The organism is Myxococcus qinghaiensis, assembly GCF_024198215.1.
In the GTDB taxonomy this organism is placed as follows: Bacteria; Myxococcota; Myxococcia; order Myxococcales; family Myxococcaceae; genus Myxococcus; species Myxococcus qinghaiensis.
Genome location: NZ_JAKCFA010000009.1, coordinates 163,278 through 176,635 on the forward strand (window position 1 = coordinate 163,278; position 13,358 = coordinate 176,635).

The following is a 13,358-nucleotide window of genomic DNA, read 5'->3' on the forward strand; positions in this document are numbered from 1 at the left end:
GGTACTCCTTCGTACCCGCCGGAACCTGGTCGCGCCACATCCATCGCCACCCACGGGTGCTTCCTTACAGGCCGGGCGGACAGCCCTTGGAAGCCCCGTCCGTCGGGAAGATGCGCGAGAGGCTAACGGCCTGCGTCGATTCGCGATAGGGAAGACCTCATGCGCCCTCCCTGTCGCCCGCTGCCCGCGGATGGCCGCTTTCTCCAGGCCATCGCTCCCACGCCGCTCGTCCCCGTCCGGTTGGATCCGGAAGGGCCCACCATCTGGTGCAAGCTGGAGTTCCTCAACCCCAGTGGCTCCACGAAGGACCGCATCGCGCGCTACATGTTGGAGAAGGCCTGGCGCCTGGGCGAGCTGCAGCCTGGCGGCGAGGTGGTGGAGGCGTCCAGCGGCTCGACGAGCATCGCGCTCGCGCTGGCGAGCGCGCAGATGGGCGTGCGCTTCACCGCGGTGATGCCCGAGGGTGTCACCGACGAGCGCGTGCTCACCATCCGCGCCTACGGCGGCGACGTGGTGCTGGTGCCGAGGGCGGAGGGCGTGCGTGGCGCCATCGCCAAGGCGGAGGAGATTGCCCGGGAGCGCAAGGCCTTCGCGCCCCGTCAGTTCGAGAACCCGGACAACGCCGAGGCGCACCGCGTGTGGACGGGGCAGGAGATTCTCTCCCAGATTCCGGGCGGCCTGGTGCACGGCGTGGTGAGCGGCGTGGGCACGGGCGGCACGGTGGTGGGCCTGTACCAGGCGTTCGCGGAAGCGGGCTGTCCGGTGACGGCCTTCATCGCGCGCCCCATCGCGGGGCTCGGCTGCGACATCGAATGTTGCAGCTTCAGTCCGCGCGTGCCCGGCGTCGTGGACGGCATGTCCAAGCTGTACCGCGACTCGGACATGCCGGGGCGCGTGGAGCTGGACGTGTCGGACGAGGAGGCCATGTGCACCGCGCGCGCCCTCATCCGCCGAGGCTTCCCGGTGGGTCCGTCCTCCGGCCTCAACTACGTGGCGGCCGTGGAGGCCTCGAAGCGACTGGGCTCCGGCGCGCAGGTGGTGACGGTGTTCCCGGACCGGATGGAGCGCTACTTCTCCACCGAGCTGATTCTGGGCCGGCCCGCGCCCGTGCGCGTCGCCTGACGCACACCCACGCCAAGGGCCGGTGTGAGGACACTCCACCAGCCCTGGCGGACGAGCAGGCATCCCCGTCATCCGATGTCTGGTTCACGCTGAGCGTGCATCCACGTGCGCGGCGTCCGGGGTCATGCTAGAAGCCGGCATCGTGCTCACACGCATCTGGCTGTGCCTCAGCCTGTTGCTGTTCGCCCCGACGGAGGGTGGCCTGTGGATGGCCATCGCCGACGCGACGGAGACCGTGTGCGCGCAGCGTTGCCCGGATGACGATGCGAGCGGTCAGTGCGCGCCGGACTGCGCGGACTGCACCTGCTGCGGCCATGTGCGCTCCATCGCCGCGCCCGTCTCCCCTCCCTCGCTGCTCCTGGAAGCACCCCGGCCGCGTCTCGTCCTCCAGGATGAGGACGCGCCCGCCTCGGCGGACCTGGACGACATCCTCCACGTCCCCAAAGCCCTCCTCGCCTGAGGCTGCGTCCGTCTCTTCGCGCGAGCGACTCCAGGTGAGGTGCGTCCACGGCAGGTAGTGCCGGGACACCTCGCGCCTGACGCTCGCTTCCCTTTCGCGAGGTCTTCTTCCGTGTTCAATCCTTCCGCGTCGGTGGCCCTCGGGCTCGCCGCCGCCCTGGTCTGGCCCTGCGCCAGCACCGCTTCACCTTCCGAGCTGTCCTTCCAACAAGCCCTCGCCCTGGCCCGCGAGCGCGCTCCCGCATTGCTGGATGCCGCGGGCCGCGTCGCCGAGGCACAGGGGGCTGTCGCCGGCGCCTCGCCCTGGCTGCGTGACAACCCCACCCTCAACGCCGAGGTGGGCCCGCGCAGGATGGAGGATGGCGCCCGGGGCCTGCAGCTCTCGCTCGGGCTCGCGCAGCCCTTCGAGCTGGGGGGCAAGCAAGGCGCGCGAAGAGAGTCCGCGCGCGCGGGCCTCGCCCGGGAAGGCGCCGAGCAGCAGGACGCCGAGCGGCGGGTGCTCGGCGAAGTGGCCGCGTCGTTCCTGCGCGCGCTCTACGCCCGGGAGTTCTCCCGGCTGATGCGCGACACGGAGGAGGCCGCGAAGAACCTGGCCAGCTCCGCGAGCAAGCGCTTCGATGCGGGCGACGTGCCCGTGGTGGACGTCAACGTGGCGCGCGTGGCGCAGGCCCGAGCGCACGCGGCCGTCGTCGTGGCCGAAGGCGAGGAGGAGGCGTTGCTCAGCGAGCTGCGCGCCTGGCTCGGCCTGTCGCTCCAGGAGCCGCTCGCGGTGCGCGGCGCGCTCCGGGAGCTCTCCTCCCTGCCGGTGGCAGCCCCCACCCGCGCCTCCGAGCGCGCGGACGTTCGCGCCCTGGAGTCGGCGCTCGCCCAGGCCGAGGCGGAGCTGCGACTGGGACGCGCGGAGGCCCTGCCCGACCTGAGCGTGGGCGTGCGCTACGAGAAGGAGGTGGACGAGACAGCGTGGCTCGGCACCCTCAGTGTTCCGCTGCCCGTGTTCTCCCGGGGCCAGGAAGCGAAGGTGACGGGAGAGGCCCGCGTGCGACGGCTGCGCACCCTGTTGGAGGCCGCGCGCCGCACGCGTGATGTCCAGGTGGAGGCCGCCCGCATCCGCGACAACCGGCGTCAGCAGGCGCTGGAGGTGCTGGAGAAGGAGGCCCTGCCGCTGCTCGACGAGAACGAGTCGCTCGCACGCAGGTCCTACGAAGCCGGGGAGATGGACCTCGCGGGGTTGCTCCTCGTGCGCCGTGAAACGCTCGAGACGCGCGTGGCGCTGCTCGACAGTCACCTCCAGGCCGCGCTCGCCCGCGTGCAGCTCGCCGTCGAGACAGGAGTCCTGCCATGAAGCCCTCTCATCTCCTCCTGTCCGCACTCCTCGTCGCATCATCCGCCTGCAAGTCCGACAAGCCGGAGCATGAAGACGAGCACGCGCACGAAGAAGGCGGCGAGCCCAAGGGACATGACGAAGGACACGACGAGTCCCACGTCCACATCGCGCCGGAGATGCTGCGCGACCTGCGCGTCACCACCGCGCCCGCGTCGGCGAGGCCCGGTGGAGAGAGCGTCACCGCGCTGGGCGAGCTGATGTTCAGCGAGGACGCCTACGCGGAGGTGGCGTCTCCCATCTCCGCCCGGGTGGGCACCGTCTTCGTCACCACCGGCCAGGAGGTGAAGGAGGGCGAGAAGCTGGCCGAGCTGCGCAGCCCCGAGCTGGGCAAGGCCCGCGCCGCGCTCCAGTCCGCCAAGGCCCGCGCCACCGCCGCCAGGCAGACGGCCGAGCGCAAGCGCGCGCTCGCCGCGGAGCGCATCGTCGCGCAAAAGGACGTGCAGGCCGCGGAGGTGGAGGCCGCTGGAGCCGAGGCGGAGGTCGCCGGGGCCCGGGCGGAGCTGGCGGCCCTGGGCGCGAGCGAGGAAGACCTGCGCGCGGGCACCCCGGGCTTCATCCTGCGCTCGCCCATCTCCGGCACCGTCATCGAGCGCGACGCGAGGATGGGACAGATGGCGGACGCCGAGCATCCGCTCTTCCGTATTGGAGATTTGGGCTCGCTGTGGCTCATCGTCCACGCCTTCGAGCGCGACGCGGTGCGCATCCAGAAGGACGCCGAGGCGCGCGTCACCTTCGCCGCCTTCCCAGGCAAGGAGTTGACGGCGCGGGTGGGCCACGTGGGGCAGCGCGTGGATGCGTCCTCGCGCACCATCCCCGTGAGGCTGGTGCTGGAGAACCGGCAGGGCCTGCTCAAGCCAGGCATGTCCGCCACCGCGTCCATTCCGCTCGGCAGCCCGGATGGCACCATCACCACGGTGCCCACCGCCGCGCTCCAGCGACTGGAGAACGGCTGGGTGGCCTTCCTGCCCACCGGTGAGCGCGGCTCCTTCGAGCGGCGCGAGGTGGGGCGCGGCCGCACGCTGGGAGACCACGTGGAGGTGCTCTCCGGCCTCACGGTTGGCGAGCAGGTGGTGGTGGACGGCGCCTTCCTCCTCAAGGCGGAAGTCGAGAAGTCCGCCGGCGGAGGCGAAGACCATGGCCACTGAGCCCGCGTCTTCCCTGGTGGGGCGTGTGCTGCGCACGTCCTTCGCGCGGCCCGGCCTCACCGTGGTGCTGGCCCTGGCGCTGTCCGCCTTCGGCGCGGTGGCGCTCCACGGGCTTCGCCGCGACGTCTTCCCGGACCTGTCCGCCCCCATCTTCAACGTCATCGTCCAGAACGCCGCCATGGGCGCGGAGGAGCTGGAGACGGCGGTGGCCATTCCCATGGAAGTGGCCCTGGCGGGCCTGCCCGACGTGCGCCGCATCCGCTCCACGTCGCAGCTGGGCGTCACGCAAGTCACGGTGGAGTTCGAGCCGGACGCGGACTACTTCCGCAGCCGTCAGTACGTCGCCGAGCGCGTGGCCCAGGCCCAGGGCGAGCTGCCGCCCGGCACGGACGCGCCCCTCGTCTCCAGCCTCACCGGCCGACTCAACGAAGTCTTCGAGTTCACCCTGGAGGCGGAGCCCGGCGCGGCGGACCTCATGGCGCTGCGAGACCTGGCCGAGTTCGAGGTGAAGAACCGGCTGCTCGCCGTGCCCGGTGTCGCGGGCGTGGAGCGGCTGGGCGGCTACCTGCGGCAGTTCCAGGTGCTGTTGGACCCGGACCAGATGGTGGCGCGCGGCATCAGCCTCAACGAGGTGGAGCACGCGCTGGAGGGCGCCAACCTCAACGCGTCCGGCGGCTTCGTGGTGCAGGGCCCCATGGAGTGGACGGTGCGAGCGATTGGCCGCGCGCAGACGGTGGAGGACCTGAACAGCACGGTGGTGGCGCTGCGCGCGGGCACGCCCGTGTTGCTGGCGGACGTGGCCGACGTGCGCGAGGGCCCCGCGCTGCGCCGCGGAATCGCGCACCGCCTCAAGGGCGAGGTGGTGAGCTGCCGCGTCATCAAGCAGTTCGGCGCGGACACACAGCGGGTGGCCAAGGGCGTGCGCGAGGCCATCAAAGAGCTGGAGCAGTCGATGCCCAAGGGCGTGCAGCTGCGCGTCGTCTATGACCAGTCGGAGCTGGTGGACGAGGCGCTGGGTGGCGTCAGCCGGGCCATCCTGCTGGGCGCGCTGCTGGTGGTGCTGGTGCTGTTCGCGCTCCTGGGAGACTGGCGCGCCGCGCTCATCGTCACCCTCACCCTGCCCCTGTCGCTGGCGCTGGCGGGAATCCTCCTGAAGCTCGCCGGCATCGGCATCAACACCATGACGCTGGGCGGGCTCGCCATCGCCGTGGGCCTGCTGGTGGACGCGGCCATCATCGTCACCGAGAACATCATCCATGACCTGCGCGAGGGCGCGGGCCGCAGGTCCGTGAGAGACGAGGCGCTGGCCGCATCGATGGAGGTGGGACGTCCCATCGCCTTCGCCACCCTCATCGTCGTGTCCGTGTTCATCCCGCTGTTCGCCATGACGGGAATCGAAGGGCGCATGTACCAGCCCCTCGCCGCCGCGGTGGTGGCGTGCCTGGCCGCGTCGCTGGCGCTGGCGCTCACGCTGGTGCCCGTGGCCTCGTCGCTGCTCCTCAAGGCCCCGCGTCCGGGACAACCCGAGGACGTGTGGCTCATCCGCAAGCTCAAGTCGGCCTACGCGCCGCTGTTGGACGCGTGCATGCGCAGGGCGGGCCTCGTGCGACTGGTGGCGCTCGCCATCACCGTGCCGGCGCTGGGCCTCGCCTTCGCGGTGGGCAGCGACTTCATGCCCCGGCTGGACGAGGGCGCCTTCCTCCTCCAGACGGTGCTGCCTCCCGAGGCGTCACTGGAGGAGGTGGACCGCCTCAACCACCTGGTGGAGGACGTGCTGCTGGGCTTCCCGGAGGTGGAGGACGTCGTGCGGCGCACCGGCCGCGCCGAGCGCACGGAAGACCCGATGCCTCACACCGTCTCGGACGTGCTCGTCGTGCTCAAGAAGGAGCGGGGCAGGAGCCTGGAGAAGCTGGAGGCGGACCTGCGCGTCGCCGTGGCGCGAGTGCCCGGCGTCACCACGCTCTTCACCACGCCGCTGGGCATGCGCATCGACGAGGGCCTGGGCGGAAGTCCCGCGGACCTGTCGGTGCGCATCTTCGGGCCGGAGCTGGAGACGCTCGCGACGCTGGGAGAGCGGGCGCGCGCCATCCTCGCGAAGGTGGACGGCGTGGAGGACCTGCGCGTGGAGAAGCTCAGCGGGCTGCCGCAGCTTCGAATCACGGTGAATCGCGCCGCGGTGGCTCGGGTGGGACTCACGCCCGGCGACGTCATCCGCGCGGTGCGCGTGGGACTGGTGGGCGAGGAGTCCTCGCAGGTGTGGAAGGGCCAGCGGCGGCACGACCTGGTGCTGCGGCTGGCGGACCACAAGCGAGGAGACCTCCAGGCGCTGCGCAACCTCCTGGTGGACGGACATGACGGCACGCGCATCCCCCTGAGTCAGCTCGCGACCATCGAGGAGACCTTCGGCGCGGGCAGCGTGCGCCGAGAGGCAGGCAGTCGTCGACTCGCGGTGGAGGCCAGCGTGTCCGGCCGGGACTTGGGCAGCACCGCCGCGGAGGTGCGCGAGCGACTGGCCGCCGAGCTGAAGCTGCCCACCGGGTACTTCCTCGACGTGGGCGGACGCGTGGAGAGTCAGCAGCGCGCCGCGCAGTCGCTGGCCATGGCCATCGCCGTCGCCATCCTCGCGGTGTTCATCCTGCTGTACCTGGCGCTGGACTCGGTGGCGGAGGCGCTCGTGATTCTCGCCACGCTCCCGGATGCCTTCGTCGGGGGCATCCTCGCGCTGCTCATCGCCGGAGAGACGTGGAATGTCTCCAGCCTCGTGGGGCTCATCGGCCTGTTCGGCATCGCCGTGCAGAACGGTCTGGTGCTGGTGTCACAAACGAAGGACCTGCTCTCGCGCGGCCTGCCCTTCGACGAGGCCATCCGTCAGGCGAGCCTCGGTCGCGTCCGACCCAAGCTGATGACCGCCGCCACGGCCATCCTCGGCCTGCTACCCCTGCTCGTGCTGCCCCTGCAGGGGACGGAAATCGAGCGGCCTCTCGCCGTGGTCATGGTGGGCGGACTGGTGACCTCCACCCTGTTCACCCTGCTGGTGCTCCCCACTTTCTACGCATTTGTTCATGGAGTGAGAGAGCGGATCCGCCATCGGGCGACTGCGCGCAGGTCCACTGTAACTTGAGTGTTACCTGAGAGACGGGGAAGGTGTTCCAGGCCTTGGATCGGCAACTTCCAGCCTGGAACACCGACAATCCCGTGATTTTCCCCTATTCCATACGTCGGGGCCTCTCATGAGCGTGCGTCTTCCTCCCTCCACCGCGACCCGTACCACCACCACCCAGGCGGCGGCCGCGACGGCCACCGTCACCGCGCCTCCGGCGGGGCTTCGCAAGGGTGATTCGGGCCCCAAGGTGAAGCAGCTGCAGGACGCGCTGGTGAAGCTGGGCTACCTGACCAAGGCGCAGGTGAACACCGGCCCTGGGACCTTCGGCGCGCAGACCGAAGCGGCGGTGAAGAAGTTCCAGGGCGACAAGAAGCTGCCCACCACGGGTTACTACGGCGAGCAGACGCAGGCGGCGCTGAAGAAGGCGCTGGGGGGCACGCCCACGACGCCGACGACGCCCACGAAGCCGGGCGCCAAGCCGCCGGTCATCAGCGCGCCCTCGCCCAACTCCGACAGCCGCAAGGGCGCGGACATCGACACCATCGTCATGCACCACACCGCGTCCAACGACGGCAAGGCCGACCTGTCGTGGATGCGCAATCCGAACAGCGGCGTGTCCGCGCACTACATGGTGGACCGCGACGGAAAGATTTATCAGCTCGTCGGTGACGACAAGCGTGCGTGGCACGCGGGCAAGAGCGAGCTGCACGGCGTCCCCACGGACGTGAACGCGCGCTCCATCGGCATCGAAATCGTGAACGACGGCAGCGGCAAGACGCCCTTCACGGAGGCGCAGTACAAGGCGCTCACCGAGCTGACCAGCCACCTGAAGGAGAAGTACGACGTGCCGATGAAGAACATCGTCGGCCACGCGGACGTGGCGGTGCCCAAGGGCCGCAAGAACGACCCGGCGCCGAACTTCGACTGGGCGCGGCTGCGCAAGGGCATCTCCTGAGCGTCAGACTCTGAAGCAACGGTAGTGTGAAGCGCGGGTCGAGGGTCCTTTACGGGACGCTCCCCGCGCTTCGTGTTTCAGGAGGGCGTGCGTCCGCCAATCTCCGGGAAGCGCTCGTAGGCGCGCAGGAGCGTGGCCAGGTGCGCGGGCTCGTCGAGGTTCAGTGGTTCGTCGGTGAGTTGGAGCAGCCAGCCTCCGCCGTGGGTTCGCCGTGCACGGGGGAGCCACTCGGAGTCCAGCGTGGGCGAGGGGAAGCCGAGGAGCTGGGCGGTGGCGGCGGACCAGTAGTTGATCCACCCGAGGTGGTGCGGGACTTCGGGCGAGCGGAGGTCCTTCGAGAGCTGGAGGATGGGCAGGCCGCGTGGAGGGACGTGTGGCCCGCGTACGGGGCGAGCCATCTGCTCCACGATTTCAACCAGGGAGTTCCATGGCGTCGCGTGCCCCCATCGCGCGTGCGCGGCTTCGGCCACATGCTCCAGCAAGGAGGCTGACTGCGCACGGACGACCGCGTCCAATGGCAGCTTCGCGTGGACGCTGAGTCCCGAGGTCCCGTTGCCAGAGGACTTCGGCGGCGAAGCCAACCCATGCAGCGTCACGGGATGGAGTTCGTCACCGTTGCACACCAACGGGAAACCGCCGTCAGGCGTTCCCGCCAGGAGCCAGGCGTCACGGTTCGCCACGTGGAGCGGTACTCCTTCTTGGGAGACCTCCCACTCCAAGCGGAGTCCGGGCACGACCTGCTCCATTGCACGAGCAATGGCCAGAGGGCGGACATCTCTCTGAATCAATTCGGACGCGTGGACAGCGACGGAGAGTTTTTCGGCGGTGGCGAGCATCTCAGCATCCCGTGACGACAATCTTGAGGCCCTCGTCCAGTTCGAGGAGCGCGAGCCGGTGGCCTGCATTGCTCACGCCCACCACGAAGTCATAGCCACAAGCGCGCGCCAGTTCTCGCTCACGCTGAAGCTCGACAACCTGCGTCTTGCTGACCCGTTCCTTCAGGAAGTCCGAGTACCCGTCGAAGCGGTCCGTCTTGATTTCCCACAGCACGTTGGCGCCCACCTGCAGCGCGTCGAATCGCTTGCCGTTGATGAATACGTCTTTCCCGGGGAAGCGATTCGGCGGAAACGTGTCCGCACACGTGTCATGCACGGCATCGCCTCCGCTGTGAGGCACCAGCTTCACCTCACATTCCGGACGACGTGAAGCGGCCACCGGTGGCGGTGGATTCGTATTCGCTCCAGCCCCACCTCGCTCAGGCCGAGCTTCCGGCTGAGCCGAGGAGGATGCAGACCCGGACCGCTCCGTACCCTCGGACGTCGGTCGCACCGTGGCGCCCTCGGGATGAATGACGAGCGGAATCGGTGGCGCCAGACCGATAGGGGCGGGCACCACCACCGGCCTGGGCACGATGAGCGGACCCAAGGGGATGGCGATCTGATCGCGCGCACCCGTCTCCGGCGTGGAGCACGCCACACTGAACAGCAGCACTCCCAGGCTCGTGATGGGTCGTAGGCGCATTGGCGTGCGCATTCATCCAGGAACCACCGCACGACTCAAGCCAGTGTGGCCTCGGCGCCTGAATGATTCCGGCGAACACGCCCCTGGACATGAAGTGCGCCGGTGAACAGCCAGGCACCACTCCAGCCATCACAGTGTGATGACCCCGGTTACACCGGGCCCCGCGGACCTCGCGGCCCATCACCTCGTGCACGTCGTCAATCCGCGGAGTTGTCTCCTGGGTCGATGTGGCCTGGGCCTTGCTGAACAGCGAAGCGTTCCTGGCGCCTTCGCGGCGCGCCCCTTCGAGGTCCTTCATGCGTTCCTTCCTCTGTGTCCTCGCGAGCCTCGTCACGCTCGCCGCCTGTGCTTCCGAGCCCAAGAGGCTCGCTCCCGCCGTGGACCCGTCGAGCCCCGATGCGCCCGAGTCCTCGCCCGCGGCACTGCCCACCGCGCTCACGGCAACGCCGCCTCCTTCGACGGACTCGCATGCGCGGCACTCAGACCCTCAGAAGCCCGCTACGCCAGACGCTGGCACCACCGTCTACGCGTGCCCGATGCACCCCGAGGTCCAGTCCGACAAGCCAGGCGGCACCTGCCCCAAGTGCGGCATGAAGCTGACGCCGACAAAGCCCGAGGACACCGCGCCGTCCAAGAAGCCCGCTCCCGGTCATGAAGGACACGGAGCCCATCCGTGAGACTGCTCACCCTCGCCTGCGCGTTGCTGTTCGCGGGCGGCTGCGCCTCCATCCAGAAAGAGCGTGGCCACGCGGAGGTCGCCACCCTCGTCGAGGAGCGCATCGGCCGCAAGACCCGGTGGAACCAGGGCACGCCCGAGGACACGGAGGTGTCGCGTCATCTCGATGGACTGCTGAAGGACGACCTCACCTCCGACCACGCGGTGGAGGTGGCCCTCCTCAACAACCCCGCCCTGCAATCCACCTATGAAGACCTGGGCATCTCCCAGGCGGACATGGTGCAGGCGGGACTGCTCACCAACCCGACGTTTGACGCGAGCATCGGCTTTCCGCTCAACAACGACGGGGTCAGCGAGACGGAGTTCTCGCTGGTGCAGGGCTTCGTCGAGTTGTTCACCCTGCCGCTGCGCAAGCGCGTGGCCCAGGAGCAGTTCATCGCGGACACGCTGCGCGTCGCGCACGAAGCGCTCGCCACCGCCGCGGAGGTGCGCAAGGTGTTCAGCGAGGTCCAGGCGCGACAGCAGCTCGTGGAGCTGCGCCGCATGGTCCTCCAGGCCGCCGAGGCCGCCGCCGAGCTGGCCTCCCTTCAGCACGGCGCGGGCAACATCACCGACCTGGAGCTGGCCACGGAGCAGGCCGCTTCCGAGGAAGCACGGCTGGAGCTGGCGCGCGAGGAACTCACGCTGGTCGAGGACCGCGAGCGGCTCAACCGCTTGCTGGGCCTGTGGGGGCCGCGCACCCAGTGGGCCATCTCCGAGAAGCTCCCGGCACCACCCCAGGAGGAGGCGACACTGGAGCGACTGGAGTCGCTCGCCATCCGGCAGCGGCTCGACATCGACGCCGCGCGCAAGCAGACCCAGCTCTTGTGGAACGCGCTGGAGCTGGCGCGCAGCACGCGCTTCTTCGGCCGCGTCGACGTGGGCGTCCACACGCACCGGGACGCGAACGGCCCACGACTCCTCGGCCCCACGCTCACCCTGGAGCTGCCCATCTTCGACCAGCGACAGGCACTCATCGCCAAGCTGGAGGCCCAGCATCGCCAGGGCGAGCGTCGTCTCGCGGAGCTGTCCATCAACGCCCGCTCGGAGGTTCGCGCCGCCCGGGCCCGGCTGCTGACGCTCCGAGGCGTCGCCGAGCGCTACCAGCGTGTCGTCCTGCCCCTGCGCGAGAAGGTCGTCGAGCAGTCCCAGCTTCAATACAACGCGATGCAGATTGGCCTGTATGCGCTGCTCGACGCGAAGCAATCCCAGGTCGAGGCGTACCGCGCCTTCATCGAGACCGTCCGCGACTACTGGATGGGCCGCGCGGAGCTGGAGCAGCTCGTCGGCGGCAGTCTGCCCGGCACAACCTCGCGACAGGGCACTCCGAGCGACGCCACGCCCCCGGCATCCGAACGGCCGCCAGAGTCGACCCCTCCTGAGACCTCGCCTTCGGACCCCATTCCTCCCACCAAATCCCCTTCTGGAAACGGCCATCCCCCCGCGCATGGCCACGGAGCGACTCCATGAATCCCCTTCCCCTTGATTCCTCTCTCCGCGCGCAGGATGCGGAGGACACGACGGAGACGGCGGCCGCTCCGGGCGCGATGACCCGACGAGGCATGCTGGCGACAGCTGGCGCCACGCTCGCGGGTGGTGCGTTGCTGCTCCGGGGTGGTGTCGCCCAGGCTCAAGCCGCGCCACGTGCGTCCTCGCCGAGCGCGGGCCGACGGGACTGGCTGTCACCTGGAATGCCCAACCGGGACTATCGCCCCGTCATCGTGCCGAATGGCTCGAAGCTGCCGTGGAAGCTCGTGGACGGCGTGAAGGTCTTCCACATGGTGGCCGAGGAGGTCGAACACGAGCTGGCGCCCGGACTGAAGGTCCACTGCTGGGGCTACAACGGTCAGGTGCACGGGCCCACCATCGAAGTCGTCGAGGGCGACCGCGTCCGGTTCTACGTCACCAACCGGCTGCCCGCGCCTACCACCGTGCACTGGCACGGCCTGCTGTTGCCCAACGGAATGGACGGCGTGGGCGGCCTCAACCAGAAGTCCATCGCTCCGGGCGAGACGTTCCGCTACGAGTTCACCATCCGCCAGTCCGGCACGGGCATGTATCACTCGCACCACGACGAGATGACGCAGATGGCGCTCGGCATGGTGGGGCTGTTCATCATGCACCCCCGTCGCCCCTTGGGCCCGCGCGAGGACCGCGACTTCGCGCTCATGCTGCACGAGTGGCGCGTGGACCCCGGCGCGCGACGGCCAGACCCGAACGAGATGACGGACTTCAACCTGCTCACGTTCAACGCGAAGGCGTTCCCCGGCACGGAGCCGCTGGTGGTGCGCCAGGGCGAGCGGGTGCGCATCCGCCTGGGCAACCTGAGCGCGATGGACCACCACCCCATCCACCTGCACGGCTACCACTTCCGAATCACGGAGACGGACGCGGGACGCATCCCCGAGTCCGCGCAGTGGCCGGAGACCACGGTGCTCGTCCCCGTGGGCAGCACGCGCACCGTCGAGTTCGTGGCCGATGCGCCCGGCGACTGGGCCATGCACTGCCACATGACACACCACCTGATGAACCAGATGGGACATGACATCCCCAACCTTATCGGCGTGAAGCCGGGTGGGCTCGACGCGAAGGTGCGCACGTTGCTGCCGGGCTACATGACCATGGGACAGACGGGCATGGGCGACATGGTGGAGATGGGCATGCCGGTGCCCGCCAACTCCATCCCCATGAGCGGAGCGCGCGGCAAGCACGACGTCATCACCATGGGCGGCATGTTCACCGTGCTCAAGGTCCGCGAGCGGCTGGACGGCGACGGTGACCCGGGCTGGTACGACAATCCTCCCGGCACGCTGGCGGTGGCGGCGAACACGGAGGAACTGCGCCAGGACGGCATCGACGTGAATGCCCCACCCAAGGCACTGCCCGCATCACCGGCGGGACTCGGACGCGGGTGAGGCGTCACTCCACCTGAGCCCTCGCGGTGAGCTACACAG

11 protein-coding genes are annotated in these 13,358 nt (G+C 69.6%); 9 read left to right on the forward strand and 2 right to left on the reverse strand.

Annotation, left to right across the window (positions count from 1 at the left end):
• Positions 1-159 precede the first annotated feature (159 nt).
• From LZ199_RS18640 to LZ199_RS18665, 6 genes are all read left to right on the forward strand, one after another.
• On the forward strand, positions 160-1,122 hold the full coding sequence (locus LZ199_RS18640) for a PLP-dependent cysteine synthase family protein (RefSeq protein WP_253995066.1): 963 nt from the start codon (positions 160-162) through the stop codon (positions 1,120-1,122).
• Between the two features lie 142 nt (positions 1,123-1,264).
• Positions 1,265-1,582, forward strand: coding sequence for a hypothetical protein (locus LZ199_RS18645; protein WP_253995067.1), 318 nt, complete (start codon positions 1,265-1,267; stop codon positions 1,580-1,582).
• 111 nt (positions 1,583-1,693) lie between these two features.
• Positions 1,694-2,923 (forward strand): TolC family protein, encoded by a 1,230-nt coding sequence (locus LZ199_RS18650; RefSeq protein WP_253995068.1) that lies wholly within the window; start codon positions 1,694-1,696, stop codon positions 2,921-2,923.
• Positions 2,920-4,110, forward strand: coding sequence for an efflux RND transporter periplasmic adaptor subunit (locus tag LZ199_RS18655; RefSeq protein ID WP_253995069.1), 1,191 nt, complete (start codon positions 2,920-2,922; stop codon positions 4,108-4,110). Before LZ199_RS18650 ends, LZ199_RS18655 begins: the two co-directional genes overlap by 4 nt.
• Positions 4,100-7,231, forward strand: coding sequence for an efflux RND transporter permease subunit (locus tag LZ199_RS18660; protein WP_253995070.1), 3,132 nt, complete (start codon positions 4,100-4,102; stop codon positions 7,229-7,231). Before LZ199_RS18655 ends, LZ199_RS18660 begins: the two co-directional genes overlap by 11 nt.
• 109 nt (positions 7,232-7,340) lie before the next feature.
• Positions 7,341-8,168: a peptidoglycan recognition protein family protein gene (locus LZ199_RS18665; protein WP_253995071.1), complete on the forward strand. Its 828-nt coding sequence runs from the start codon at positions 7,341-7,343 to the stop codon at positions 8,166-8,168.
• A 77-nt stretch (positions 8,169-8,245) separates the two neighbouring features.
• Here the strand turns inward: LZ199_RS18665 and LZ199_RS18670 are convergent, their stop codons facing one another.
• Both LZ199_RS18670 and LZ199_RS46150 read right to left on the reverse strand, forming a co-directional pair.
• A complete protein-coding gene (locus tag LZ199_RS18670) occupies positions 8,246-9,004 on the reverse strand; it encodes a DUF5953 family protein (protein ID WP_253995072.1) in 759 nt (252 codons plus the stop codon).
• Position 9,005: 1 nt separating this feature from the next.
• Positions 9,006-9,701, reverse strand: a complete 696-nt coding sequence (locus LZ199_RS46150) for a DUF6310 domain-containing protein (protein WP_323389792.1) — start codon at positions 9,699-9,701, stop codon at positions 9,006-9,008.
• 284 nt (positions 9,702-9,985) lie between these two features.
• Here LZ199_RS46150 and LZ199_RS18680 point away from each other — a divergent pair, with 284 nt between their 5' ends.
• Genes LZ199_RS18680 through LZ199_RS18690 form a run of 3 tightly spaced genes read left to right on the forward strand, consistent with a single transcriptional unit; the run spans position 9,986 to position 13,319 of the window.
• A complete protein-coding gene (locus LZ199_RS18680) occupies positions 9,986-10,366 on the forward strand; it encodes a heavy metal-binding domain-containing protein (RefSeq protein WP_253995074.1) in 381 nt (126 codons plus the stop codon).
• Complete coding sequence (locus tag LZ199_RS18685) at positions 10,363-11,874, forward strand: TolC family protein (protein WP_253995075.1); 1,512 nt, start codon at positions 10,363-10,365, stop codon at positions 11,872-11,874. The genes LZ199_RS18680 and LZ199_RS18685 overlap by 4 nt, the downstream gene beginning before the upstream one ends.
• Positions 11,871-13,319 (forward strand): multicopper oxidase family protein, encoded by a 1,449-nt coding sequence (locus LZ199_RS18690; RefSeq protein WP_253995076.1) that lies wholly within the window; start codon positions 11,871-11,873, stop codon positions 13,317-13,319. The genes LZ199_RS18685 and LZ199_RS18690 overlap by 4 nt, the downstream gene beginning before the upstream one ends.
• The last annotated feature ends 39 nt before the right edge of the window (positions 13,320-13,358 follow it).

Coding starts and splice junctions, on each gene's coding strand:
- LZ199_RS18640 (WP_253995066.1), top strand. CDS start 160: ATGCGCCCTCCCTGTCGCCCGCTGCCCGCGGATGGCCGCTTTCTCCAG.
- LZ199_RS18655 (WP_253995069.1), top strand. CDS start 2,920: ATGAAGCCCTCTCATCTCCTCCTGTCCGCACTCCTCGTCGCATCATCC.
- LZ199_RS18660 (WP_253995070.1), top strand. CDS start 4,100: ATGGCCACTGAGCCCGCGTCTTCCCTGGTGGGGCGTGTGCTGCGCACG.
- LZ199_RS18665 (WP_253995071.1), top strand. CDS start 7,341: ATGAGCGTGCGTCTTCCTCCCTCCACCGCGACCCGTACCACCACCACC.
- LZ199_RS18670 (WP_253995072.1), bottom strand. CDS start 9,004: ATGCTCGCCACCGCCGAAAAACTCTCCGTCGCTGTCCACGCGTCCGAA.
- LZ199_RS46150 (WP_323389792.1), bottom strand. CDS start 9,701: ATGCGCACGCCAATGCGCCTACGACCCATCACGAGCCTGGGAGTGCTG.
- LZ199_RS18680 (WP_253995074.1), top strand. CDS start 9,986: ATGCGTTCCTTCCTCTGTGTCCTCGCGAGCCTCGTCACGCTCGCCGCC.
- LZ199_RS18690 (WP_253995076.1), top strand. CDS start 11,871: ATGAATCCCCTTCCCCTTGATTCCTCTCTCCGCGCGCAGGATGCGGAG.